Source organism: Neisseria sp. HMSC066H01 (assembly GCF_001837375.1).
Taxonomy (GTDB): domain Bacteria; phylum Pseudomonadota; class Gammaproteobacteria; order Burkholderiales; family Neisseriaceae; genus Neisseria.
Window position 1 is genome coordinate 136701 of sequence record NZ_KV832195.1, and the last position, 26651, is coordinate 163351.

Consider the following 26651-nt stretch of genomic DNA (forward strand, 5'->3'; position numbering starts at 1 on the left):
TTTAAACGTTTAAAGTTTCAGACGGCCTTTTCGTATTGATATTGATATTTATCAAATTTTTTTGTGAAATTCAGAATTAAAAGATAGCCTAACCGTCAGGTTTGATTTAACATGGTGTCGCCCCAGCCTGTTTCTTCCTTAAGGTTATGCCGGTAATGATGCCTCAGAAGAAACCGGATATTGGAATAACATCTTCATTTATTAGGAAAACCAGATGAATCAAATTACACGCGAACAAATGCTGCAAGTATTCGAAAATCGCCGCGCCACCCGTTATTACGATCCCAACAAAAAAATCAGCCAAGAAGATTTTGCAGCAATTTTAGAATTTGCCCGCCTCTCGCCCAGCTCTGTCGGCTCCGAGCCATGGAAATTCTTGGTGATTCAAAACAAAGCGCTGCGTGAGAAAATCAAGCCTTTCAGCTGGGGGATGCAATTCCAACTGGACGACTGCAGCCATCTGGTGATTATCCTTGCCAAGAAAAATGCCCGTTACGATACCCCGTTCTTCCACAGTGCTGCCGAACGCAGGGGTCTGCAAGGAGAGCAGCTGGAAAAAGCGTTGGCAAGATACAAAAGCTTCCAAGAAACCGATATTAAAATTGCCGACGACCAACGCGCGCTCTTCGACTGGAGCGGTAAGCAAACCTATATTGCTTTGGCCAATATGCTCACTGGCGCAGCCGCCATCGGCATCGATTCCTGCCCGATCGAAGGCTTCAACTACGACAAAATGAACAAGGCTTCAACTACGACAAAATGAACGAAGTATTGGCGGCAGAAGGCCTGTTTGATGCCAACGAATGGGGCGTATCCGTAGCGGCAACATTCGGCTATCGCGCCAAAGAAATTACCAAAAAAGCACGCAAACCGATTGAAGAAATGGTGACTTGGGTTGAATAAGCAGTTTGGATTTTCAGGGCGGCCCATGCCGCCCTTTTATTTTTTTCTAAAAGAGAAGCAAATTCCGTAACAACAAAGACTGCTAAAAATCCAAATAAAAAGGCCGTCTGAAACCCTGTGTCAGAAATCCTAGATTTCATTTCACACCGTTTCAGACGGCCTGATTTAATACGCTTCTACTTAAAACGATACTTTCAAACTGCCGTAGAAGGCACGGCCATGCTCGTTGTAAGTTTGTGCGCCGGCAGTTGTGCGGTACAGTTTTTTATTGAACAGGTTGCTGATACCGCCACGGACGGCCACGCGTTTGTTCCAGTTGTAGCCGGCATTGATGCCCCAAATACCGTAAGAGCCGACTTGGGTTTGGTTATGTTCGGAAGTCAAAGGAGTAACCCCTGCACGAGGATTACCGTCTCGTTCCAGTCTATTAATCGCTACGCCGCGCGGTTTAGTACGGCCGTAGTGGGTAAAGGTCAGGTTGGCATCAAAATGTTCGTTTGGTGTCCAAGACAGCGTGCTGTTGAGGGTATGCTTCGGCACCAGAGACAATGGATTGCCTTGATAATCTTCAGATTTGTGCATATAAGTGAAATTGTTGCTCCACTTGAGTGTGTCATGCAACGGAATCACCAAGTTGCCTTCGATACCCGAAATAGTCGCTTTCGGCGTATTTTCCCATTGCAAAAGCCAGTTGCCGATATTGCTGGTGGCAATGATATTTTCACCAATCACGATTTTGTTGCGGTACGCGTTGTGGAAATAGGTCGCAGAAGCCTGCCAGCCGTTTTTATTGAACTCAAGGCCAATCTCTTTATTGATACTGGTTTCGGGTTTCAAATTATTATTACCCATGTAGTAGCAACGGACACTGCTCGGCGCATCAATCGGACAACCTTGACCGCGCGTGTACAGGATAAAGTCAGGATTGGTTTGATATAGATTTGGCGCTTTATACGCACGGGCAATACCGCCTTTGACCAACCAGTTTTCGCCGATTTGATGCGAGAAGTTCAACGCCGGACTCCAGTTGCTGCCGCTGTCACTGTTGTGGTCGAAACGGATGGCCGGAATCAGATGGGTTTTGTCGGTCAACGAAATATTGTCTTCAACGTAAGCTGCCCAGTTACGTTGCGATGCCTTGCCGCCGCGTACTGCTGAAATACCGTCAAACACGTCAGTCTTACCTTGGTCTTTAAATCCCTGACTATTGGAAGCAGGATCATCCAGCTTACTGTCAGTAAATTCTGCGCCGACCGTCAATACATTATCGACACCGAGTTTAAACGGGATATTCGCTTCGCTGCTGAAACGCAGGTTTTTCAGACGGCTTTGAACAAAATCCAAGCCTGTATAACTGCCTTCAGGACCACCGGCCAAACCTTCCGGCAAGTGGCTGTTGACTGTACGCTCATAACTGATCACGTTTTTGGTATCACCCCATTCCCATGCGCCGTCATGCGTTAAAGAATAAGCGGAACGGTATAAACGGGCAGTTTCAGCTTTGCCGTCAGCTAAAGAATTAACCAAAGCGGAACGCGGATTGCTGTTTTGCGTATCGCCGTTGTAGATATTGCCCTGACGGCTGTAGCTGCTGTCTAAAATCAATGTTTGCGCAGGGCTGATTTTCCATTGCAGACGGCCGGCAATGTCTTTATTGCGTACGCCTTCGACACCGGCCGCGCTGTCGTTGCCGTGTCCGGCATTGATATCGGCCGCATCTGCATCCGTTTTATTCAGGTTGCCGTAAATGCGGAAGCCCACAGTATCTTGAATAATCGGGCCGCTCAAATTGAAGCCGATACGGCGGGTTGCGCCTTCTTTGCTGTCTTGCGGTTGATTGGCGTAAAGATTGACCTGGCCTTTAAATTCTTTAGACACTTTTTTGGTAACAATATTGACCACGCCGCCCATCGCGCCGGAGCCGTAACGTGTTGCCGCCGGACCGCGCAAAACGGTAATGGATTCAATTTCTTCAACCGGCACCCAGTTGCTGTCACCGCGCGTATTGCGTTCACCGCGCATACTGATACGCTCGGACTGGCGCGAGTTTACAGGCTTACCGTCAATCAGAATCAATGTGTTTTCAGGGCCCATACCACGCAAGTCGATTTGACGTTTGTTGCCGCGCTGACCCGTCGCTGTATTGCCGGTCAGGTTGACGCCCGGCATGGTGCGGACAAATTCGGAAATATCGTTGACGGCCGGACGCTTGTCGATGTCGTCTTTCGAAATACGCGATACGCCCAGCGACTGTTGCAGTTGCTTCTCGGCAGTAACGTAAACGGTATCGACTTCAGCCTGTTCGGCAGCTTTCTCTTCAGCAGCGTGAGAGAATGCGCTGATTAATGCCAAAGGCAAAATGGCGAGTGTGAATGTTTTCATTGCATCGTTTCTCTTTAACTTTGTTTGTTAAAATCAAAATAAAAATTATTCAGGATTCTAAATAAACTTAATAGAGTTTTCAATGCAATTAAGAGTGATTTACAATTATTCGTTAAATTAAGCCAATAAAAATAACCAAATGCTTAATAATTAAAAAGGCCGTCTGAACCGGCATGAAAGGGAATCTGAGATTCCTATCATACCGTTTAGACGGCCTTATTCAAATTTTAATTATTTGCCTGCTGCTTTTTGCAAAAGGGCATACAATTCGTCTTTGAGTTTGAGTTTGGCTTTTTTCAGCTCCTCGATTTCTTCGGAGCCGCTGGTTACCACGTTATTCACCAAACCGGTAATTTTATCGTCCAGCTCGTTGTGCTCCTCAAACAAACGGGCAAAGTGTGCATCCTCTTGTTTCAGTTTAGAAATCAGATCGCGATATTCTGGAAACATTTTGTTTTCCTCTCTTGTTAATTAAATAAAAAAGTACTGCTGCCAAAAACTAGGACGAATTAATCTTCAGCTTCATTATAACAAACACGGGCGTTTTATCCAGTCTTTTTTAAGCCGAAACTGCTTTATGTCAAAATTAATAATATCACCATCAGCCATCGTCCCAATGGAAAGAAACGGGTTTATAGACGGTTTGCCGACTTGGGCATACAATCGGACTTATGCGTTTACACAATGGCCGAACCACCCTATTCCGTCATATCAACGGCATGGACGGACAATTTATCCTGCTTGAAAACCATCCATCATGGATGCCGGTCAATGATGCCGATTTCAACCATGCCGCGCCCCTGCCCGACGGTTTGGCCGTGCACGAAGAATCATTTTATCCATTTGAAAAAATAGATGCCGCCGAATCGGCAGACAATATCAAAATCTTCAGCGAAGAAGCCCTACGACTGGAGAAAGAGCGTTTAAATGCGGCGGCTATGGCCGAGCTGGCAAAAAATCTTCAAGCCGCCCAAGCCGAAGCCGATTTGGCCGCGCTTTTGGAAAAAATGGATTTTCATTTAAAACAAGATGATATTTTCAAATGAATCCTTCAGCTCCAGGCCGTCTGAAACCAAACGCCTGATGAAATTGTTGACAATGTAAGAAAAATAGTTCATCTTGAACCAATCCGCAGTACTCCATCCCTTATTTTCAGCCCAACACAAAGGAACCGAGAACATGTTTTCAAAAAGCGTTACCCTCGCACAATATGACCCCGATCTGGCAGCCGCCATCGCCCAAGAAGACCAACGCCAGCAAGACCATGTCGAGCTGATTGCTTCAGAAAACTACGTCAGCTGCGCCGTAATGGAAGCCCAAGGTTCGCAATTGACCAACAAATACGCCGAAGGCTATCCTGGCAAACGCTACTACGGCGGCTGTGAATACGTTGATATTGTTGAGCAATTGGCGATTGACCGCGCTAAAGAGTTGTTTGGCGCAGAATATGTCAACGTCCAACCACACTCCGGCTCCCAAGCCAACCAAGCCGTATATGCTTCTGTTTTGAAACCGGGCGACACCATTTTGGGCATGTCTCTGGCACACGGCGGCCACTTGACCCACGGTGCCAGCGTCAATATTTCCGGCAAACTTTACAACGCCATTACTTATGGTTTGGATGAAAACGAAGTTCTCGATTATGCCGAAGTCGAACGCTTGGCGCTTGAACACAAACCTAAAATGATTGTGGCCGGTGCATCTGCCTACGCGCTGCAAATCGACTGGGCAAAATTCCGCGAAATCGCCGATAAAGTCGGTGCATACCTCTTTGTCGACATGGCGCACTATGCCGGTCTGATTGCCGGCGGCGAATATCCCAACCCCGTGCCATTCTGCGACTTCGTGACCACCACTACTCACAAAACCCTGCGCGGCCCTCGCGGCGGTGTGATTTTGTGCCGTGACAATACCCACGAAAAAGCGTTGAATTCCGCCATCTTCCCAAGCCTGCAAGGCGGCCCGTTGATGCACGTCATCGCTGCCAAAGCCGTAGCGTTTAAAGAAGCGTTACAACCTGAGTTCAAACAATACGCAAAACAAGTGAAAATCAATGCCGCAGCAATGGCGGAAGAGTTGGTTAAACGCGGTTTGCGCATCGTTTCCGGCCGCACCGAAAGCCACGTTTTCCTCGTTGACCTGCAACCGATGAAAATTACCGGCAAAGCCGCTGAAGCCGCTTTGGGCAAAGCACACATTACCGTCAACAAAAACGCCATCCCGAATGATCCGGAAAAACCGTTCGTTACCTCCGGCATCCGCATCGGCTCCGCCGCCATGACCACACGCGGCTTTAACGAAGCCGACGCGCGCGTATTGGCGAACTTGGTTGCCGACGTATTGGCCAACCCCGAAGACGAAGCCAACCTCGCCAAAGTCCGCGAACAAGTGACTGCTTTGTGCAATAAATATCCGGTTTACGGCGCATAAGCATTTCGCCTTGGATGAAATAACAGGCCGTCTGAAACTTCAGACGGCCTTTTTTTATTGCAACTTTTCTTTTAAATTTCAAAACTGTTTGTTTCGCTGACTTTGCTTATCATGCCTGCCGCGACAGTATGGTTGGTGGCTTCGTCAATCAAAATAAACGCGCCTTGTGCATGGTTGTCTTCGTATGCGGCAGCGGCGAGCGGCTGCTGGGTTTTGAAACTGATGCTGCCGATGTCGTTGAGCTTGAGCGTTTCGGCGGATTCGACCCGGCTGAGGGTATTGACGCCCCAAACGTAGGCAATTTCGCTGATTTTTACGGGCGTGGTTTGGGTCGTGTGTTTCAGCAAATATTTGCGGCGCAGATTGAGCGGAATATCGTCAAACCAGCAAAGCGCGGCTTGGAATTGTTGCTCGGGAACAATGGCGCTGTCGGCTGAAACAATGCTGTTGCCGCGTGAAATATCGATGTCCGTATCCAAAACAACGGTCAACACTTCCCCTGCTTCGGCAGATTCGGTTTTACCGTTGGTATTGTAGATTTCGGCAACTTTGGCAACATGGCCGCTGGGCAGGACTTTGACTTCATCGCCCACTTTCAGACGGCCTGCTTCCAATCTGCCTTGATAACCGCGGAAGTCGTTGCTGCTGCTGCCGTCTTGGCGCGCCACGCGTTGTACGGGAAAATGCGCGGCTTGGTCGGCGGCGTTTTGACGGTTGACGGGCAGGCTTTCGAGCAAAGGCAAAAGCGGCAAACCTTGATACCACGGGGTTTGGCTGCTGGCATTGACGATGTTGTCGCCTTTTAAGGCGCTGATGGGCAGGAAGTGGATTTGGGCTTGGAGGCCGATTTGTTCCGCCAGTTTTTGGTAGGCTTCGGTAATGGCTTGATATTTGGCTTCGTCAAAGTCAAGCAGGTCGAGTTTGTTGACGGCGACAATGATATTGGGGCAGCCCAAGAGCTTCAGAATCGCGCTGTGGCGTTTAGTTTGGGGCAGGAGGACAGGCTCGCTGCCTGAAAAATCGACACGTGTGGCATCGACCAAAATAATGGCGGCATCGGCAGTTGATGCGCCTGTAACCATATTGCGCGTGTATTGCTCGTGTCCCGGCGTGTCGGCAATAATGAATTTGCGTTTGGGCGTGGCGAAATAACGGTAGGCCACGTCAATGGTAATGCCTTGTTCGCGCTCGGCGGCAAGGCCGTCTGTCAGGCTGGCAAAGTCGGGCGTTTCGCCGTTTTCGGCAGCGCGGTTGAGTTTGTCGAGTTGGTCGGTCAGCAAGGTTTTGCTGTCGTAGAGCAGGCGGCCGATGAGGGTGGATTTGCCGTCATCGACGCTGCCGGCGGTAATGAAGCGCAAAAGCGGGGCGGTGGTTGCGGTCATGGTTCTTTCCTATTTCTCGTGATTTCTCAAACTGGTCTCTACTTTAAACAGGCCGTCTGAAAATGGGAAAGAATGTTTGGTTGTTAAAAAAGATATTTTTGTTATATTGATTTTCGGCGCGTGGCCAACCAACAAACAACCGAACCTGCGCACACCATCCCTGCCCCCTGCCAAAACTGTACAGACAGCGGCGCACTGATGACAAACGAAGACACCAGCGCAGAAAACACAGGGATAAAATAAGATGCGCCCGCCAATACCGTCATGTTCCCGCGCGAAATACCGATGTTCCAAACCGCATAGCCCAAACCCATGCAAGACGCGGCGGCCAGGGCATAGCCGACGGACTCCGCATCAAAATTCAGACTGTGTGTCCCGCCGATAAAATATTCCGCCCACAAAAGCAGCGACACCAGCATAAAGAAAAAGCCCACGCTGCTGCCTTCCGCTTTCACACGCGCCGTCAGCGTACAATATGCCGCCCAAAACACTGCGTCCGCAAATGCCATGATGTAGCCGCCGGGATTAGAGCGGACATTGTGGTAGATGCCGGAAATTGACAAGCCGACGTCGCCGCCCAGTACAGTAGCAATCCCCAAAAACGACAGCACAAAGCCGATGACTATCCACCATTTTGACGGCTGTTTGTTGAAATATACCGCCCCGACGATGGTAAACGTCGGCCACAAATAATTCACCATGCCGATTTCCACCGCCTGTCTCGCGTTTTTCGCAAAGCCAACCGACAACGACAAACACAATTCGCAGCCGACAAAAAACACGCTCGCCCAAAACAGATAGCTGCGGTTGTAATTGCGCAAATGCGGCCGACCGAAAATCAGCCAAATCAATACGGTGGACAAGGTGTACATCATTGCCGCGCCGCCCACTGCCCCCATATGCAGGCTCAAAGAGCGTATCAGAGAAATGACGAAGCTCCACAAGGCAACGGCAAGCAGCCCGATGGCAGTGGCTTGTTTGGATGAAATATTTTGAGATAAGAAATGAATCATGGCGTATGTGTTGAAGATGGTTTTATTAGGTTTATCGTAGTCTGAATATATCGTTTCTACATTAATTATTTTAACGGTTTCAAGGCCGTCTGAAAATGATTGTTTCAGACGGCCCTCTATTTGTAATTAGTCTTAAATATGACTATAATCCGCATCCAATTAGTCAATATAGAGACCAATTTATGAATCAACTTGACCAACTCGGTATGCGCATCAGCCACATAGACAGCGCATTCGACCAATGGATTAAACAACAAAACACCAACTACAACACTTTAGCCGTTCTCTACACATTGGCCACCGAAGGCAGCTGCACTCAAAAATACATAGGCGAAGAATGGAGCCTGCCCAAGCAAACCGTTTCCGGCACATGCAAAACGCTGGCGGAACAAGGCTTGCTGACATTTTACGAAAGCGAACAAGATAAACGCGAACGCTTATTGTCGCTGACCGAGTAAGGCAAGGAATCTGCCGCACCATTGGTGCAAAACATGCAGGAATTCAGCAAACAAATTTTTACCGCCTTCGGTGAAAAACGTGCAGCCCGACTGTTTGCGGATTTGGACGCGTTGGCCGAATTAATGGCGCAAACCCTCAATACTAAATAAGGAGGGCAACCATGTGGAAAATGTTGAAACACATCGGCAAAACACACCGCCGCAAACTCATCACAACCTTCTCTCTCGTCGGCTTGGATAATCTGCTCTTGCTTATCCCGTGTTTGGCGGTTGGGCGATTAATGCTGTTATGGAAGGCAACGTCTGGCAGGCAATGTTGTATGGTGTAGTGGTTTTATTAATGTGGATAATCGGGGCCGCCCGCCGAGCAGCCGATACGCGTACGTTTACCCAGATTTATACTGAAATAGCCGTCCCAGTCGTTTTGGAACAGCGCAAACGAGAAGTACCGCATTCCGCCATTACCGCACGCGTTGCCCTATCGCGTGAGTTTGTCAGTTTTTTTGAAGAACACCTGCCCATCGCTGCTACTTCGCTGGTCTCCATCTTCGGTGCATGTATGATGTTGCTGATATTGGAATTTTGGGTGGGCGTATTGGCTGTCGCGATACTTGCCCTGTTTTTATGGTTGCTGCCGCATTTTGCCGCCATCAGCGAAAACCTTTATTTCCGTTTAAACAACCGGCTTGAACGCGACAACCACCTTATCCGCGACGGCAACGAGCGTCAGCTCTACCGCCACTATGGCTGGGTTGCCAAACTACGCGTGCTGATTTCCAACCGCGAAGCCTTAGGCTATCTCAGTATCGGCATAGCGATGAGCGTATTGTTCGGCTTCGCCTTTATACACATGACGCTTAAAGGCTATGGCAGTGCCGGCCATATCTATTCCGTCAGCACTTATTTATGGATGTTTGCAATGAGCTTGGACGATGTACCGCGCTTGGTCGAACAATACTCCAATCTAAAAGATATCGGACAACGCGTTGAACTCTCGGAAGAAAACAATCTTTCCAAGGCTGTCTGAAACCTTAACACACTATCAGGACATATTATGAGTTGGTTTTATTTAATCTTAGCCGGTATGCTGGAAATCGGCTGGCCATTGGGCTTAAAGCTGGCACAACAGGAAGGCTACCGCTGGCATGGCTTTGCCGCCGCGCTTGCCTGCATTGCCGGTAGCGGATACTTCCTTTACCTTGCCCAAAAAAGTATTCCAATGGGTACGGCCTACGCCGTCTGGACAGGCATAGGCGCGGCAGGAGCGTTTTTAGTGGGCGTTGTATTTTTCAACGATGCCGCCAACTTCGGCCGCTGGCTCGGCGCCTTTCTCATCATCTCCGGCGTCGTAGTGATGAAACTCTCCAGCGGAAACTGAAAATCTCGTTTCTATTCAATACAAGGCCGTCTGAACGAGCATGTTCAGACGGCCTAATACCTTCCCGAATATAACGAAATCATCTTAAATTAAAACCAAGCATTCTTTCCTTTTTTCAGACGGCCTGTTTAAAGTGGCGACTGTCCATTATTCAAACAATCGGTTATAGCCGTCCAACAAAGGAATCCAAATGAGCCAAGCCAATCCGCTACCACCCGAACTCTCCGCCCAACTCTCCACCCTGTCCCCCACCCAGCTTGCCTGGCTCTCCGGCTATTGCTGGGCGCAAAGCCAAAGCGTATCCGGTGTAGCAGCCGAACCATCAGCCCTGCAAACAGCCGCCTCGATAGTCAGCCGCCGCGTACTAGTCCTCTCCGCCTCACAAACCGGCAATGCCCGCAGCGTTGCCGAATCCTTACACGCCAAACTTCAAGCCGCCGGCGTAGAAGCCCGCCTCAGCAGCGCAGGCGATTTCAAAAGCAAAACCCTGCCCGATGAAGACATCGTGCTTTTGGTTACCTCCACCCAAGGCGAAGGCGAACCACCCGAAGAAGCCCTGCCCCTGTACAAATTCATCTACGGCAAAAAGAAACCCGACCTCAGCAAACTCACCTTTGCCGTCTTAGGCCTTGGCGACTCCTCCTATCCCAACTTCTGCCAAGCAGGCAAAGACTTTGATGCTAAATTTGCCGAACTGGGCGCAGGCCGTCTGAACGACTTGGGCATTTGCGACTTAGAGTTCCAAGCAAATGCCGACGCATGGGTAGCCGCCGTCGTACCCAAAGTAGCCGAATTGACCGCCCAAGCAGCAAGCCCTAGTGCAAACACCACAGCACACAGCCCGGCCACCCCAAGCAGCGGCACCGCATACACCAAAGAAAACCCCTACACAGCCACCCTCTCCGTGCGCCAAAAAATCACCTCACGCACCGCAGAAAAAGACGTCGAACACATCGAAATCGACCTCAGCGGCTCAGACCTGCGCTACCAAGCCGGCGACGCGCTCGGCGTATGGCCGCTGAATGCCGCCGACCTCGTTCAAGAAATCCTCGACCTCAACCAACTGACCGGCAGCGAAACCGTCCAACTTTCAGACGGCCGCGAAACCGACATCCGCACAGCCCTGACCGAATCTGCAGACATTACCCAAAACACACCCGCCTTCGTCCAACAATACGCCGAATTATCAAACAATGAAGAACTCAAAACCATAGCCGCAGATAAAGCCCAACTAGACGCCTATCTCGCCGCTACACCGCCCGTCGGCGTATTCGCAGCCTATCAACACCCACTGGACGCACAAACTCTATACAGCCTATTCCGCCCACAAACCCCGCGCCTTTACTCCATCGCCTCCGCACAAGACGAAGTCGGGGAAGAAGTCCACCTTACCGTAGGCGTCGTCCGTTTCGACCACCACGACCACACCTACACCGGCGCAGCATCTGGCTACTTGGGCGAACGCCTCGAAGAAGGCAGCGAAATCCGTGTCTTTGTCGAACCCAACCCCAACTTCCGCTTGCCGCAAAACGGCGATACCCCCATCATCATGATCGGCGCAGGCACAGGCGTCGCCCCCTTCCGCTCCTTTATGCAACAACGTGCCGCCAATGGCGACAGCGGCAAAAACTGGCTCTTCTTCGGCAACCAACGCCTGGCCGACGACTTCCTCTACCAACTCGAATGGAGTGAATGGCGTAAAGACGGCCTCCTCACCCGCGCCGACCTCGCATGGAGCCGTCAAGGCGAACATAAAGTCTATGTCCAACACAAAATCGCCGAATGCGCCGCCGAAGTTTGGAACTGGCTGCAACAAGGCGCACACATCTACGTCTGTGGCGACGCCGCACGCATGGCGCGTGATGTCGAAAACGCCCTGATCGAAGTCATCGAAACCCAAGGCAAACTCAGCCGCGACGAAGCCGAGGACTACCTCAACGACCTGCGCGAAGACAAACGCTACCAACGCGACGTTTATTGATTGGATAAACAAAAATAAAGGCCGTCTGAAAGCTGAATTTCAGACGGCCTTTTTAAAGACCTTACTCGGATTGTTATCAATTCACCTGGTTTTGCATTATAATTGTGCAAATTTGACTCACTCGAAAGAAAATAAATTGGAAGGATTACAACAACTTGTAGATTTATTGGTGGGTTTTGTCGATTGGATATTGAAATTACTGGCATTCTTGTTTTAAACTACGTTCCATTCTTTTATACATTAAAGACGTATTTTCATCATGCAAACCGCGCAACGCTCTGCTACTTTCTTCTATTGGTACCACACAAACGTGCGGTACTTTTTTGCGCTTGTCTGAAACAGACCAAATTGAAAATACGCAAATCAGAGCCGCCTCATTTGAGCGGCTTTTTTTATACCCACCATGGCCGCTTAAATCCACCCATTTTTAAGAAATAAGGAATACAGCCATGACCGCTTCAACTAAAATCCACAGCCAAACTCAAATGTTACACACCTGCCGCATGGTCGTTGACAGCAACAGCCACCACAGCATGCCCAACACGCTCACTTTGCCTGATACGCCCGACAACCTCATCAGCGAAGCCCTGATTCCGCAAGTGCGCACCATCGCGACTTTAATTGCCGCAGAACGCCACGACTTCACTCAAAGCAGCCCCAACGTTTTTACTGATGAAGCGGATTTCTTCGCAGCGCGTATTTTGGTTTTGGGCGTACGCCGTTTCCATTTGGATATTACCCTGCTGCCTATGCTCAAAACCGCCAATAAACGCGCCGAAGCTTTCGCCAAACGCCATCACATGCCCTTCTCTCCCGCTGAAATGCAAATGTCCCTGCACACCCGCCGCCCTGCCAACCTGCTGATTATCGAAACCGAACACGAAATGCCTGCATTGGGCAATTTGGCTGCCAACAGCCGTGCATTTGCAGCGCAACTTTCCAATATTATTTTGTAAAACCACTTGAAAAACAGGGAAATGGTTTAATATTAGGCAAACACACTCCGCCGAAATCTCGGCAAAGACAAACCTCTCTCAGGAAAAACAATGAAAAAACTGATTGCCTTAGCCGCCCTTTCCACTTTTGCCCTCGCTGCCTGCAAAGACAATACCCAAGCGCAGCTTGAGCAGCAACAAAAACAAATCGAAGCATTGCAACAACAGTTGGCACAACAAAACGGCCAACAAGAAGACAATACGGTTTACCAGCTCACGCCTGAAGCCGTGAAAGACACCATTCCTGCCGAAGCACAAGCCAACGGCAACAACGGCCAACCGGTAACCGGTACAGACGGCCAACAATATATCTACGACCAATCCACCGGCAGCTGGCTGCTGCAAAGTTTGGTGGGTACTGCAGCCGGTGCATTTATCGGCAACGCATTGGCCAACAAATTCACACAAGCAAGCAACCAAAACAGCCCGATTGCCCGTCAAGCCCGTGCTAACTATTATCAAACCGCACGTCCAAACGGACGCACCAGCCAACAGCTGAATACGCGCACCCTGCGTGCCCAACAGCAAAATGCGCAACAGCAACAGCGTTACCGCGAAACCGCGCGTCAGCCTTCCAACTACCGCCGCCCAAGCATGGGTCGGGGCTTTGGCCGCCGTCGCTGATTCGGTTTATATTCCATCTTTGATATAAACGCTCCCAATATAAAAGGCCGTCTGAAAATCTGATTTTCAGACGGCCTTTAGTTTTTCTCTATTTTCTTATTGCAGACTTGTCAGGTCTGTTTGTATGCGTTATGCCCAAAAGTCTCGCGGAGCGTCCAATACAGGTTTGACGATGCCGGTACGGATGGCGAAATCGCCAAAACCTTCATCATCTAAACGGTTTCGAGACCAATCTGCTACCCAGCCTTCGACTATTTCAAGGATTTCAGGTTCGGTAATGTTTTCTTTAAACAGACGCGGGATGCGTGTGCCTTCGCGGTTGCCGCCTGCGTAAAGGTTGTAGCGGCCGACCGCTTTGCCGACCAAACCGATTTCCGCCAGCATGGCGCGACCGCAACCGTTGGGACAACCGGTTACGCGCAAAACGATGTATTCGTCTTCCAAGCCATATTTGGCGAACATTGCGTCGATTTTATCGGAGAATGTCGGCAGGAAACGTTCGGCCTCCGCCATTGCCAACGGGCAAGTCGGCAAGGCAACGCAGGCCATCGAGTTCTCACGCTGGATGGTAATCGATTTGCTGATTAATCCATGCTCTTTGGCGATTTTATCAATCGTATCTTTTAATTCCGGCGGCACATTGGCAACCACCAAATTTTGATTGGCTGTCAGACGGAAGTCGCCGAGATGAATTTTGGCAATTTCACGCACACCGGTTTTCAAAGGTCTGCCAGGGTAATCAAGCAGGCGGCCGTTTTCAATAAACAAAGTCAAATGCCAGTTGCCTTCATGTCCTTGTACCCAGCCGATATGGTCGCCGCGGTGGGTGAATTCGTAAGGGCGAATGGGTTCAAATTTAATGCCCATGCGCCTTTCGACTTCTTCTTTGAACACATCCACGCCGACGCGTTGCAGCGTATAGCGTGTACGCGCTGCTTTACGGTCGCTGCGGTTGCCCCAGTCGCGCTGGGTGCTGACGACGGCTTCGGCAGCATTGAGGGTGTATTCCAGCGGAACGAAACCAAATTCGTAAGAAGTGTTCGGATAGGTTTTGGTATTACCGTGTTCGCTGGATAAACCGCCGCCGACCAATACATTGAAGCCCACCAACTTGCCATTTTCTGCAATCGCCACAAAACCCAAATCGTTGGAATGAATGTCCACATCGTTGTCAGGCGGAATCACGACGGCAGTTTTGAATTTACGGGGCAGATAGGTTTTACCCAAAATCGGCTCGACCTCATCGGCAATTTCTTTATTGCGCGGCTCGGTCGGCTCGGTCGAGAACACTTTTTCGCCGTCCAGCCAGACATCGGCATATGCCATCGTGCGCGGCAGAAGGTGCATACTGATACGCGCTGCCCATTCATAGGCTTCTTGGTGCAGAGTACTTTGCACTGGATTGCTGGTACACAACACATTGCGGTTGACATCGCTGGCTGTGGCAATGGAATCCAAACCAAGTTTGTGCAATGCCTGATGCGCTTGTTTTAAATCGGTTTTCAGAATACCGTGGTATTGGAAGGTTTGGCGGTTGGTCAGGCGGATGGAGCCGTAAATTGTATTTTCACCGGCAAATTTGTCGATACCAAGCCACTGTTTCGGCGTAATGATGCCGCCGGGCAAGCGGCAACGCAACATCATGTTTTTTAAAGGCTCAAGCTTTTGTTCGGTACGCTCGGCACGAATATCGCGGTTGTCCTGTTCGTACATGCCGTGGAAGCGGATAAGTTGAAAGTTGTCGGCGGTAAAGCCGCCGGTAAAGTCGTCTTTCAACTCTTCTTTAATGGTGCCGTGCAGATAATCGCTGCGTTCTTTCAAGGCTTCGTTGCCAGAAAGCGGTGTATCAGGCAGCTTGGCGCGCGGGTCGGTCGTGGTAGCAGTCATTGAAGTACTCCTTATTTTTGGTATAGGCGTTACTTTAATGAGGCCGTCTGAAAATGGGAAAGAATGGTTTGTTTGTTTTAAAGACGATTTTGTTATATCGGTTGGGAACATAAAAAGGCCGTCTGAACTTTGCTTTCAGACGGCCTTGATATTGGACGGGACAAACTGATTAGGCTTGTTTGTTCCAACGTTCGATAGATTCTTTGATGACTTGTTTCGCTTCTTCCACATCGCCCCAAGATTCAACTTTAGTGGTACCTGCTTTTTTCAGGTCTTTGTAGTGGTTGAAGTGGAATTCGATTTGTTTGATCAGTTGTTGCGGCAAGTCGGCCAAAGTTTTGTAGGCGTTGCCGTTGTTGCGGTCGTCGGCCGGAACGCAGACGATTTTGTCGTCCACTTCGCCGTCGTCAACGAATTTCATCACGCCGATAACGCGTGCTTCCAGGAAAATACCGGTTGCCAAAGGCTGCTCGGTCACCAGCAATACGTCCAATTCGTCACCGTCTTCGTCCAACGTTTGCGGAATGAAGCCGTAGTTGGTCGGTTTGGCGAAAATTGCCGGTTCAACGCGGTCGAGTTGGAAGGCGGCCAGTTTGCGGTTCCATTCGATTTTGTGGTTGCTGCCTGCTGGGATTTCGTTGACAACGTTGATGATGCCGCCGTCCACGTCGCCCGGGGTCAGGATTTTGTTGAAGTCTGCCATGATGGTTTCCTTTGATTTTAAAGAGAGTCAAACGGCGAAAGTATAGCAAACCCACGGCCGTCTGAAAATGTGAAACTGTCGTATTCAGACGGCCTTTTTGGCATTCAGCCTTTTGACCAATTCTAAAATTGCGCGTTTATTGGAAGGGGAAAACACTTTTTCCGCCGCTTCTTCCGCACCAAACCAACCATAGGCAACGTGTTCGTCCGGTTGCAGGACGATGGGCGTATCGCGTGGAATTTGGGCGGAGAAGATGTGTTCGCGGTTTTCAAAAACGCCTTTGGGATAGCGATGGCGCCAGTGATGATAGATTTCATAAACGGTGCTGTCGTGCCAGTTTTCCAGCTGTCCGTCTGCCAGGCGGATACCGGTTTCCTCCCACACTTCGCGCCATGCGGTTTCTTCGATACGCTCGCCCTCTTCCAAGCTGCCGGTAACCGACTGCCAAAAACCTTGCGGCGCCGTGCGTTCAATCAGCAGGATATTGCCGTCTTTATCATGCAAAACGACCAAAGCGGAAACGGGATACTTCAAAGGCTTACCGCTCATGACTTGTCCTTGCCGGATTGATTGGGGAAGCTGATTTTTTGTAGTAAGTAAGCCGAAAGGTTGTCCATGTCTCACTCAAAAATGGGAAATTGATATTCAGACGGCCTTTGCCGAAAATCCGCAAAGGCCGTCTGAAATTATACCTGATTTAACTGCGCCAGTTTCCAAGACACCAGCTCTGCCGCTTCTTCCGGCGAGTTGGCCTTCAATCCTGCTTCGCCAAAATACGAAATTTTAGGCAAATCACACAAAAACTTATCAATGTCTTCTGCCGTCAAAAAGCGGCCGTGCAAATCAAATCCGACATTTAAAGCACGCCCTTTGATTTCCGCTACCCTGTCATGCAAATGGCCGTACAAGTGATACCAACCCTGATAGCAGCCGTCCCATTCCTGAATCGGATAGTGAAAGAGAACCAGTGTATTCTTAATTTCCGGCAATTTGAGTTTCAAATACGGCCGTATGGACGACAGCAGCGGATGGTTGTCATGCTTGGTTTGGCTGCGGAAAAAATCGGCATACTGCCGAATCACATGATCATGATTGCCGTAAATCAAGTGATGTTGCCCGTTTAACCGCGACAAAACGCGCTCTATCTGCTTATGGTCTTGGGCAAAGGAAAAATCGCCCAAGTTGTACACCGTATCTTCAGGCGTAACGGTTTCATTCCATATCCGGATTAAAAATTCATCCATCTGCTCCACGTTATCGAACGGTCGAAATTGCGGACAGAATTTGGCGATGTTTTTATGCGAAAAATGTAGGTCTGATGTGAAGTAGGTTTTGCTCATACCGTGCTTTCTGCGTTGCAGGCTTGAATCGTATCACGCGCGGGCGTATGCTGAGTAATGTTTATTGTGTGCTTCAAGGAGTTTTTATGCGTTTGGTTATTGCCGCGCCGGCCAACGGCGCAATATTGAAAGACGCGCTCAAAGCGCATCTGCAAAACGACCCGCGCGTCAGCAGCTTGGTCGATTTATCCTCGCCCGAAGGGACCTATCCGCAACTCTCGTTTGCCGCGGCCGAAGAAGTCGCGGCAGGACGCGCCGACCGTGCGCTGTTGATTTGCGGCACCGGCGTGGGCACGGCAATCGCCGCCAATAAGGTGCGCGGTATACGGGCGGCTACGGCGCACGATTTGCTTACCGTCCGCGGTTCAGTGGAAAACTATAACGCGCAAGTTTTGTGTATGGGGCAAAACGTCATTGCCGCTCCGGCCGCTTGGGCATTGGTCGATATCTGGTTGAATTTGCGCCACGACACAAGCAGCGGCTATGCACCTAAGGTTGGCGAAATCGAAGCGTATGAGCGCGGAAAATAAATACGCATTGCCCCATATATTTTCAGACGGCCTTACAACTGCTTCAAAAACGCCTGAATAAACGCGATTTTATCCAATTCCGACATGGCATTGAATGCTTCCTGATGCTCGTGGATGTAGTCGATTAAAGGATAAAATTCTTCATCAACATGGCGTTTGTCGAGTTTGCGGCCGATATTCCCCTCGTTGCTTCGTCCTAAAAACTTGGAAATCAGGTAATATGGCGATTTGAGTTTGAACAGCATTTCGCCGTTTTGCGCATCAAATACCATAAAGCCTTCGTGTTCCACGTTTTTCAGACGACCTTTCAGCTCGCCGAACGTGATGTTTTTCAGCATTTCAGGACGGCGAACACCGTATTGTTTGCCGATTTCGTCCAATTCCGCTTCAGTAAACTGACGGCCGGTCGCCACGTCAATGCAGCCGATTAAGGTTTCGCCCAATGCTTCGCGGATGATGTGCACGTCTTTCGCGTCTGTGATTTCAAACAAAAAAGTATGGTTCGGATATGCACGGAACAAGGTTTCGTATTGTGCGCAATGTGCGGCGGTCATATCGGCAAACGCGCTGTCGAGCGAACCGGTGGTCGAATACAGCACTTTGCCGTCAAACGAAGCGCCTTTAGACGGATGGTCGTCTGAAAGCGAGACGAAAGTGCAGCAGCCGAGGAAGCCGTTTACTTTCACTACCGCGTCCACCAGTCTCTCGTCGCCGATTCGAATCGGATAGCGGCTGCCTTTGGCAATACGTTCCGAATAATTGAACACTTTTTTAAACGGACGCACGATGATGCGGTTGTGCGCATCGATAATCAAACCGCGCATTTCCAGCAAAGCATCATCAAAGCGGTTGTTATAGAACACGCTGCGTGCGTATTTCAACACGCGCAATTCAGGATAACGCTTGGATGCTTTGGCAGTAAAGTTACGGCTGCCGTGTTGCAGATAGTGATCGGTCACAAAGGTTTGCTGCACCTCATCAAACACCAACGGCTTATGCTCGATAGCCTGCATCTGCTCGATTTTTTCTAACTGCTCCGCATTTGCCGGCTGTACGGCCTCGATGTGGATTTCGTTTGCCACACGGTTTTGGTTCAGCTTGATATACGCCGCCAACACGTCATGCTCTTTCACGCCGTGCAGGTTGGGATAGAAATTGTGCAGTCGATAAACTTCTGTTTCAAAACCGCTTTTCTCCGCCTGATCCAATAAATGACGGCAACGCGAAGTTTTTTGGTTGGTATTGGAATTAATGATCAAAATATTTTGATTCGGATTTTGACGTCCAAGTCTCAAGGTTTCAGTCATCAAAGCATTACCGCGTTTCTGCGCTTTATCCACCGCTTCGCCCGACCAACGATATTCACCATATTCATCGGTAATAAACAAATCGTTTTCAATACGGACCACTTCCGCATCCGGATACTGCGCTTTAAATTCGGCGGCTTTTTGTTCGGCAAACGTCGATTTTCCCGAACCTTGATGACCGCGGATTAGGATAAATTTTTGCATTTTGTTTCCTTCTTTGTATTTTCAGACGGCATTTGGTCTATGAGGTCATCTGAAAACAATATAAGTGATTTCCTTATCGATTTCTTCCGCCAGCAAACGGACGGGATAATTTCTCCAATCGGGATAGCGGTTGCTGTGGTAACAATGCCAATAGCTGCGGATGCGGTTTTTCTGCTTTTGCCAATAAAGCGGGTTGTCAGCGAAAAATCGTGCCAAAGCCGCAGCGTTGTTTTGGAAAAATATGGCAACGTCAAATTGTATCGTCAAAACATATTCGCCGAGTAATTGGGCAGCAAAAGGCAAGACGAATGCAGGCTGTTCGGCAGAGAGCAGCTGTTTGAAATGCCGTTCGCGAACATAACCATCATGATGGCGGGTATTGAGGCAGTGCACCATGACTTGCCGAACCTCTTCCCCTTTTGCATGGAAAACTGCATATTGACGGCTGACAAGACGGATTATCTGTCCGTCTAAAACAACAGTTTCCCCTTGCTGGGCAGGCAAACGGTTGTGGTAGGGTTGCCGCATAAACAGCGTTTCTGCTTCATGCCGCAAGCCTATGGGAAAAGTTTCACACAACGCTAGTTAATCAACATTCATGTTTTCAACTCAATGTTTTATCAATAAGGCCGTCTGAAAAATATTTCCACCCTTTTTTTCAGACGGCCTTAGCTTTAGTTCACAGCTGCCAACGGCGTTTTCTCAATCTCTTCTACCCAGAAATCTGTACCCATACCTCGTTCGGCAAAGGAACCGATGAGCGTGAACACTTGGTCGGAGAAGCCGCCGATGTTCAAGATATCGTGACGGTTTCGTGCTTGAGCCTTAGTGTAGGGCTGGATATCCAGACAAACGAGTTTGGCTTCCGGACAACGTCTTTTCAGAATATCCCACTCTTTCATCAGACTGGTTGTTGCGCCCCATCCTTGGCTGTCATCTGCCCAACTTTCGTTGTCTGACACGATGACGACCAAATCCACGTCGGCTTTTTCGCGGTTCAGCGTGGCGAGTGGTGCGCTGCATGCCGTTCCGCCGCCGCCGATATTGGCGAGTTTTTCGGCGTTGGTCATGATGCTGTCGCGCGGATTGAGCTTGACGTTTACCGTGATTTGTTCAAACGGTATCACGCGGGCTTGCGGGTTGGTACGCAACATGGCGGCGGATACAAGCGCGGCAATGTCGATGCAGCGGGTTTTGCTGGTCGCGCTGCCGCGATAGCCTGTAACCGAGCTGTGCATAGAGCCGGAAACGTCCGGACAAACCACGACTTTGCCTTGGATGGCCGGTACGTTTTGTACGGCGGTTTCCATCGCATCTTGCAGTGCTTCGCGGATTTCAGACGGCATTTGATTAGATGTTGCCTGATACGCGGTCAGCAATTGGTAAGGCAGGACGCGGGCGCGGGCAATGGCGGTTTCGTCACGCAATTTTTCTGCCACCATTTTGATGTTTTTGCTTTTGGCAAACACCTCGTGACGCAGGAAAGTGTTCAGGTTTTGACGAACCTGCTGCCATGAACCGTTACAGGCAATTTGCGCCCAGTCGCCGCTGTTCAAGTCTAAAGCTGTAAGCATTTGGAAAGGAACGTTGGGCAATTCGCCTTCTCGGCTTTGTTTGTAGTCTTCAAAAGCGCGGGTAATGGGTGGCAATGCTTCGCGGTCGTAAGGTTTGCCAATCAGCCATGCAAACCATGCGGCACGCCATGCTTCACGCGGTTTGGGGTGCACCATTTTGACCACGTCTGCCAGCGACGGCGAATTGCCGACGGCGGCGTTCAACAGTTGTTTTTCGGTGGCGGTCAAAAGCCAAGTCTGCATCAGTTTTTTCGGACGGTTGCCGAAAGATTTTCTGCCGACTGTGCCGCTGCGGATAATTTGTGCAAAGTTACGCAACATTTTACCGTTGTCCACTACTTGGTCGAATACGCGGGCGAGCATGTTCACGTCTTTTTGCGCCAACACGGCAAGCAAAAGCGCTGGCATGTCTTTCATGAAACCTTTTTGACGGGCATACACGGCGGTTTTGGCGATAAACTCGGCATCCAGGTTTTCTGCCAATTTCAACACTTGGTCAAGCTGACTTTGGGCATCCGCATAGTAGGTATTGTTCAGACAACCGGTAGCGGCAAGCTGGGCCAGCTGTTGTTTGTGTGTCAGCGTGTAGGCGATGCCGCCGGCTTCATTATAGGTATCGGTTTTAATCAAACGGTTTTTAATAGATTGAAACAAGGTAGTATTAGCCATTTTCATTTTCTTTCATATTGTTGGTTTGAGGCCGTCTGAACTTGTTTTAGCTTTGTTTTTCAGACGGCCTTGAATGGGTGGCAGTGTGGCGGCTAAAGATGAAGAGAAGCGTTTTTAACTGAAAGCTAATGTATTCTCTTCCGGGCATCCGCCTACTGCCGTAGGGCGACTAGTTTAATTAGGATCATTCAGGTTTGTAGCAAGGAAGGAATGTAATCCTAATGGCATTCACCCATAAGGGGTGGTACATTGGGCAACAAAGAATGGAGAAATTTTTACGCGCTCTATCCACTGAGCTACTCTGCCATTGTTGGCGGCAGAGACGGGACTCGAACCCGCGACCTCGAGCTTAGCAGGCTGTAATTCCTCCGGCATTTGCCGTTTGCACCGAAAACGGTTTTTATATCGGCCCGCCTGAATATTTCAGACGGCCTTGAATGGGTGGCAGCATAGCGGCTAAAGATGAAGAGAAACGGTTTTAACTGAAAGCTAATGTACTCTCTTCTGGGCATCCGCCTGCTGCTGTAAAAATAATATGGCACGCAACAAGTTTTTCAGGGAAACATGCCTTTACTCTACCAACTGAGCTACTCTGATATTTTGGATAACAGAGGCAGGACTCGAACCTGCGACACAAGGGTATCCATGTTGTAGTTTCCCCAGGCATTTGCCTGCCATATTGAAAAAGGGTGGGCGACTAAATAAACAAGACGTTCAACGTCTATTAGACGAGACAGGACTCGAACCTGTTAATCCAAATGTAGTCTTGTCGGCATTCGCCCTGTAACCACACAGCAACTAAATTTACGGAAAATTTTTCTCCGGTAACTGTATTTCCCGAAGCATCTGCTGTATCGTTACATTCACAACATAGCCAACAGCGTGCCAAGAATGGAATTTTTATAAAAATAATTTTTAAATGATTGAATATAAAGAAAATATATTTTAAAGTAGCTTTTATCGGCAAGAAGCGTAGAATAGTAAAAAATATATTTATAGATAGTTATATAGAAAATAAGATATACAAGGATATATGATGCGATTCGATGATTTGGACAAACGCCTGCGGTTAAGTAAACAGCAAATTTATCTTGGAAAAAATAATTTAAAGGCCGTCTGAAACATGAATACCCATCCTAAAAAACAAGTCGCTGTCAGCTTTCTCGGTACGGTATTGGACAGTGGTTTCGGTCAAGGGCGTTGGCAGAAATGGCGGCCGAATGTCGCCATGAATCAGCGTCAGGATTTTCATCTTGACCGCATGGAACTGTTTTATGCGGAAAAATACCGCGAGCTGGCGGATCATGTAAAAGCCGATATTCAGCAGGTGTCGCCGCACACAGTCGTCAATCTTGTACCTATGGAGCTGGCAAACCCGTGGGATTTCTCCGAGGTTTATACCAAACTACACGATTGGGCAGCGAGCTATCCATTTGATACAGAAGAAGAAACCTATCTCACCCACATCACCACAGGTACACACGTTGCCCAAATCTGCCTGTTTTTATTGGTGGAATCACGTCAAATCCCCGGCGTACTGTTGCAAACCGCTCCACCCAAAAATCAAAGACGCAGTATGGAGGACGGCAATGTCGGTAGTTATGAAATCATCGATTTGGACTTGGCGCGTTACGACGTGCTGGCCGAACGCCTTGCTGCCGTACGCGATGACGCAGTGCGCTACCTGAAAAGCGGCATTTCCACCCAAAACGCCGCCTTCAACCGCATGATTGCCGAAATCGAACAAGTCGCGCTCAACTCTCCTTCCCCCATTCTGCTCTCCGGCCCGACAGGCGCGGGCAAATCTATGCTGGCACGCAGGATTTTTGAATTGAAAAAAGCGCGCCATCTGATTAAAGGCACATTTGTCGATGTAAACTGCGCCACCCTTCGCGGCGACGGCGCAGCATCTGCCTTGTTCGGCCACAAAAAAGGCGCCTTTACCGGCGCGGCGGAAAAGCGTGAAGGCTATCTGAAAACAGCCGATGGCGGCGTGCTGTTTTTGGACGAAATCGGTGAGTTGGGCTTGGACGAGCAAGCCATGTTGCTCAAAGCCATTGAGGAAAAACACTTTTATCCCGTCGGCAGCGACAGCGAAGTCAAAAGCGACTTCCAACTCATCGCCGGCACCAACCGCGACCTACGCCAAGAAGTCCGCGCCGGACGCTTCCGCGAAGACCTGTTCGCCCGCATCAATATTTGGAACTATCCGCTGCCCGCACTCGCCAACCGCCGCGAAGACATCGAGCCCAACGTCGAACACCAGCTCGCCCTAGCTTCGCAAGAACTCGGCCGAACCACCCGCTTCAACAAAGAAGCCCTGGCCGCCTACCTCGACTTCGCCCACTCCAACCAAGCCCCATGGCGCGGCAACTTCCGCGACCTCGCCGCCAGCATCATGCGCCTGGCCACGCTTGCGCCGCAAGGCAGGATACAAGTAGAACAAGTCCAAGCCGAAATCGAACGCCTAAAATGGTTATGGTCGGAAGAACCCTTTTCAGACGGCCTCTTACATAACAGGCCGTCTGAAAAAACACAAGACTACCCCGATAAAATCGATTGGGACACATTGGATTTGTTCGACAAGCTACAATTGCAACACGTTATAGACGAATGCCGCAAACACCCCAACATGGCCGCCGCCGGCCGTGCATTGTTCAACATCTCCCGAACAGAAAGGGCAAAAGTCAATGACAGCGATCGATTGAGAAAATATTTACAGCGATTCGGATTAGAATGGGGAGATATTTAAATAGAGTGGGCAAGCTAGCTCATTTTAATCGCATTATTTTCATCATTTATAAAAATAAAAGGCATCAATCTGATGCCTTTTATTTTCGTTAACATGAAAAATTAACGTTCATTCCAACGTTTGATCGATTCCCGAATCACTTCTTTGGCTTACTTCAAAAATGCCGCATGATAGGTAATATGCTCACCAATAAAACTGGCGATGAAGTAATAGCTATGATCATAGCCTTTGTGGAAGCGCACATCGGCCGGTTGATTTGCCGCACGACAGGTTTCAATAAAATCTTCGGTACGCAATTGTGTTGGTAAAAACTCATCTTCCAAGCCCTGATCAATGCGCATACCTTGCACTTTATAGCCTTGTTGGATGAGCGAGTTGGCATCATATTGCTGCCATTTTTCGCGATCTTTTCCTAAATAGGCAGAAAAGGCTTTTTCTCCCCAAGGCACAAGGCTTGGCGACAAAATGGGCGAAAAGGCAGAAACACTTTGATAACGTTCTCGGTTTCGCAGTGCCAATACCAATGCGCCGTGTCCGCCCATTGAATGTCCCATAATGGAACGTTTGCCGTTGGTAGGGAAATTTGCTTCAATCAGATCAGGCAATTCATTCAAAATATAATCATACATTTGATAATTCGTCGCCCAAGGTTGCTCGGTCGCATTCAGATAAAAGCCCGCACCCTGCCCTAAATCGTAAGCAGCATCGTTCGGCACTTGCTCTCCGCGAGGGCTGGTATCAGGCGCAACCACAATCACTTGATGTTCTGCCGCATAACGCTGAAAACCTGATTTGGTAATGAAATTTTGTTCCGTACACGTTAAGCCGGAAAGCCAATAAATCACACCAAGCGGTCGATTCTCCTGATTATCCGGCAAATAGACGGCAAATTTCATTTCGCATTGCAGCGTTTGGGCATGGTGAGCCCAAACTTGTTGCGAACCACCAAAAATTTGATGTTGTTCAATCAGTTTCATCGCGTACCTTAGTAATGAATAACAGCACGGATCGATTTACCTTCATGCATTAAATCAAAGGCTTCATTGATTTGATCAAGTGTCATTGTGTGGGTCACAAATGGTTCTAACTCGATGTTGCCTTTCATTGAATCTTCCACCATTTTCGGCAGTTCAGAGCGACCTTTCACACCACCAAACGCCGAGCCTTTCCAAACACGACCTGTTACCAACTGGAACGGACGAGTTGAAATTTCTTGGCCTGCACCCGCTACGCCGATGATAATGGATTGTCCCCAGCCACGGTGTGCACTTTCTAAGGCCTGACGCATTACGTTTACGTTGCCGATACATTCAAAGGTATGGTCAATGCCCCATTTATTGATGTCTAACAACACATCTTTAATCGGTTTATCGTAATCGTTCGGGTTCAAACAATCAGTTGCACCAAACTGTTTTGCCAACTCGAATTTTGCAGGATTGGTATCAATAGCAATAATGCGGCCGGCTTTGGCTTGACGCGCACCTTGCACCACCGCCAAACCAATCGCCCCCAAGCCAAACACAGCAACAGAGTCGCCCTCTTGCACTTTTGCTGTGTTATGTACCGCACCAATACCTGTGGTAACGCCGCAGCCGAGTAAACATACTTGTTCATGGTTGGCTTCTGGATTAATTTTTGCCAGTGAAACTTCTGCAACAACAGAGTATTCACTGAAAGTCGAACAGCCCATATAGTGATAGATCGGCTGGCCTTGATAAGAAAAACGCGTCGTGCCGTCCGGCATTAAACCTTTACCTTGCGTATCACGCACTGAGACGCATAAGTTGGTTTTACCTGAACGACAAAACTCACATTCGCCACATTCAGCAGTGTAAAGCGGAATAACGTGATCACCCGGTTTTACGCTTGACACACCTTCGCCCACAGCAACAACCACACCCGCACCTTCGTGTCCAAGCACCACTGGGAATACGCCTTCAGGATCGCTTCCTGATAACGTAAATGCATCAGTATGGCACACGCCCGTGTGCGTGTTACGAATTAACACCTCGCCTTTGCGTGGCATTTCTACGTCGATTTCCACAATTTGTAAGGGTTGATTTGGTGCGAATGCCACCGCCGCACGAGATTTGATGGTTGAATTGGTTTGTTTATTTTCCATTATTTTTGCCTTTTAAT

Annotated in this window: 21 protein-coding genes and 3 pseudogenes; 11 read left to right on the top strand and 13 right to left on the bottom strand. The window is 49.1% G+C overall.

The genetic code is table 11. The features are described from left to right. Positions 1-214 precede the first annotated feature (214 nt). Positions 215-903 (top strand): annotated as a pseudogene (locus HMPREF2551_RS07495) (NAD(P)H-dependent oxidoreductase). A gap of 180 nt (positions 904-1083) precedes the next feature. Here the strand turns inward: HMPREF2551_RS07495 and HMPREF2551_RS07500 are convergent. Next, complete coding sequence (locus HMPREF2551_RS07500; RefSeq protein ID WP_070838209.1) at positions 1084-3285, bottom strand: FepA family TonB-dependent siderophore receptor; 2202 nt, start codon at positions 3283-3285, stop codon at positions 1084-1086. A 231-nt stretch (positions 3286-3516) separates the two neighbouring features. Next, positions 3517-3735 (bottom strand): HP1242/YdcH family protein, encoded by a 219-nt coding sequence (locus HMPREF2551_RS07505; protein ID WP_036491484.1) that lies wholly within the window; start codon positions 3733-3735, stop codon positions 3517-3519. Positions 3736-3956: 221 nt separating this feature from the next. Here HMPREF2551_RS07505 and HMPREF2551_RS07510 point away from each other — a divergent pair, with 221 nt between their 5' ends. Further along, complete coding sequence (locus HMPREF2551_RS07510) at positions 3957-4331, top strand: hypothetical protein (RefSeq protein ID WP_049322337.1); 375 nt, start codon at positions 3957-3959, stop codon at positions 4329-4331. A gap of 133 nt (positions 4332-4464) precedes the next feature. Next, positions 4465-5715, top strand: coding sequence for a serine hydroxymethyltransferase (gene glyA, locus HMPREF2551_RS07515; RefSeq protein WP_070764980.1), 1251 nt, complete (start codon positions 4465-4467; stop codon positions 5713-5715). Between the two features lie 71 nt (positions 5716-5786). Here the strand turns inward: glyA and HMPREF2551_RS07520 are convergent, their stop codons facing one another. Next, positions 5787-7097, bottom strand: coding sequence for a sulfate adenylyltransferase subunit 1 (locus HMPREF2551_RS07520; protein ID WP_070838211.1), 1311 nt, complete (start codon positions 7095-7097; stop codon positions 5787-5789). A gap of 101 nt (positions 7098-7198) precedes the next feature. Then, positions 7199-8110 carry an aromatic amino acid DMT transporter YddG gene (gene yddG / locus HMPREF2551_RS07525; RefSeq protein WP_070838212.1) on the bottom strand — a complete coding sequence of 304 codons (912 nt, stop codon included), beginning with the start codon at positions 8108-8110 and terminating at the stop codon, positions 7199-7201. 182 nt (positions 8111-8292) lie between these two features. Here yddG and HMPREF2551_RS07530 point away from each other — a divergent pair. The 6 genes and pseudogenes from HMPREF2551_RS07530 to HMPREF2551_RS07560 all read left to right on the top strand — a co-directional run bounded on the left by HMPREF2551_RS07530 (position 8293) and on the right by HMPREF2551_RS07560 (position 13546). Beyond that, positions 8293-8718: pseudogene (locus tag HMPREF2551_RS07530) on the top strand (MarR family winged helix-turn-helix transcriptional regulator). A gap of 11 nt (positions 8719-8729) precedes the next feature. Beyond that, positions 8730-9595 (top strand): annotated as a pseudogene (locus HMPREF2551_RS07540) (ABC transporter six-transmembrane domain-containing protein). A 27-nt stretch (positions 9596-9622) separates the two neighbouring features. Further along, positions 9623-9946 carry a DMT family transporter gene (locus HMPREF2551_RS07545; RefSeq protein WP_063068706.1) on the top strand — a complete coding sequence of 108 codons (324 nt, stop codon included), beginning with the start codon at positions 9623-9625 and terminating at the stop codon, positions 9944-9946. A gap of 190 nt (positions 9947-10136) precedes the next feature. Beyond that, the gene (locus HMPREF2551_RS07550; protein ID WP_070838213.1) at positions 10137-11927 is read left to right on the top strand and encodes an assimilatory sulfite reductase (NADPH) flavoprotein subunit; all 1791 of its coding nucleotides are present in this window, start codon (positions 10137-10139) and stop codon (positions 11925-11927) included. Between the two features lie 449 nt (positions 11928-12376). Next, the gene (locus HMPREF2551_RS07555; RefSeq protein WP_070838214.1) at positions 12377-12883 is read left to right on the top strand and encodes a hypothetical protein; all 507 of its coding nucleotides are present in this window, start codon (positions 12377-12379) and stop codon (positions 12881-12883) included. A gap of 90 nt (positions 12884-12973) precedes the next feature. Next, a complete protein-coding gene (locus HMPREF2551_RS07560; protein WP_070589625.1) occupies positions 12974-13546 on the top strand; it encodes a hypothetical protein in 573 nt (190 codons plus the stop codon). A gap of 129 nt (positions 13547-13675) precedes the next feature. Here HMPREF2551_RS07560 and cysI read toward each other — a convergent pair whose 3' ends face one another. The 4 genes from cysI to HMPREF2551_RS07580 all read right to left on the bottom strand — a co-directional run bounded on the left by cysI (position 13676) and on the right by HMPREF2551_RS07580 (position 17476). Then, positions 13676-15433, bottom strand: a complete 1758-nt coding sequence (gene cysI / locus HMPREF2551_RS07565) for an assimilatory sulfite reductase (NADPH) hemoprotein subunit (protein ID WP_070838217.1) — start codon at positions 15431-15433, stop codon at positions 13676-13678. A gap of 169 nt (positions 15434-15602) precedes the next feature. Next, entirely contained in the window at positions 15603-16136 is a 534-nt protein-coding gene (locus HMPREF2551_RS07570) for an inorganic diphosphatase (protein ID WP_003678634.1), read from the bottom strand. A gap of 84 nt (positions 16137-16220) precedes the next feature. After that, positions 16221-16685 carry a dihydroneopterin triphosphate diphosphatase gene (nudB, locus tag HMPREF2551_RS07575; protein ID WP_070838221.1) on the bottom strand — a complete coding sequence of 155 codons (465 nt, stop codon included), beginning with the start codon at positions 16683-16685 and terminating at the stop codon, positions 16221-16223. 137 nt (positions 16686-16822) lie between these two features. Then, positions 16823-17476: a metallophosphoesterase gene (locus tag HMPREF2551_RS07580; RefSeq protein ID WP_070838223.1), complete on the bottom strand. Its 654-nt coding sequence runs from the start codon at positions 17474-17476 to the stop codon at positions 16823-16825. An 86-nt stretch (positions 17477-17562) separates the two neighbouring features. On the opposite strand from HMPREF2551_RS07580, the gene HMPREF2551_RS07585 reads away from it, so the two are divergent. Next, a complete protein-coding gene (locus HMPREF2551_RS07585; RefSeq protein ID WP_070838225.1) occupies positions 17563-18006 on the top strand; it encodes an RpiB/LacA/LacB family sugar-phosphate isomerase in 444 nt (147 codons plus the stop codon). Positions 18007-18038: 32 nt separating this feature from the next. On the opposite strand, the gene HMPREF2551_RS07590 is transcribed toward HMPREF2551_RS07585, so the two are convergent. The 3 genes from HMPREF2551_RS07590 to HMPREF2551_RS07600 all read right to left on the bottom strand — a co-directional run bounded on the left by HMPREF2551_RS07590 (position 18039) and on the right by HMPREF2551_RS07600 (position 21766). Continuing rightward, positions 18039-19517 carry an RNA ligase gene (locus HMPREF2551_RS07590; RefSeq protein WP_070838227.1) on the bottom strand — a complete coding sequence of 493 codons (1479 nt, stop codon included), beginning with the start codon at positions 19515-19517 and terminating at the stop codon, positions 18039-18041. Between the two features lie 45 nt (positions 19518-19562). Then, on the bottom strand, positions 19563-20045 hold the full coding sequence (locus tag HMPREF2551_RS07595) for a hypothetical protein (protein ID WP_283122420.1): 483 nt from the start codon (positions 20043-20045) through the stop codon (positions 19563-19565). Positions 20046-20191: 146 nt separating this feature from the next. After that, positions 20192-21766, bottom strand: a complete 1575-nt coding sequence (locus tag HMPREF2551_RS07600; RefSeq protein WP_070838229.1) for a TROVE domain-containing protein — start codon at positions 21764-21766, stop codon at positions 20192-20194. 1117 nt (positions 21767-22883) lie between these two features. Between HMPREF2551_RS07600 and rtcR the strand changes: the two genes are divergently transcribed. After that, positions 22884-24512, top strand: a complete 1629-nt coding sequence (gene rtcR / locus HMPREF2551_RS07605; RefSeq protein WP_070838231.1) for an RNA repair transcriptional activator RtcR — start codon at positions 22884-22886, stop codon at positions 24510-24512. Between the two features lie 149 nt (positions 24513-24661). Here rtcR and fghA read toward each other — a convergent pair whose 3' ends face one another. Next, on the bottom strand, positions 24662-25489 hold the full coding sequence (fghA, locus tag HMPREF2551_RS07610) for an S-formylglutathione hydrolase (protein WP_070838232.1): 828 nt from the start codon (positions 25487-25489) through the stop codon (positions 24662-24664). Positions 25490-25497: 8 nt separating this feature from the next. Further along, complete coding sequence (locus HMPREF2551_RS07615) at positions 25498-26607, bottom strand: S-(hydroxymethyl)glutathione dehydrogenase/class III alcohol dehydrogenase (RefSeq protein WP_210400287.1); 1110 nt, start codon at positions 26605-26607, stop codon at positions 25498-25500. Positions 26608-26651 lie beyond the last annotated feature (44 nt).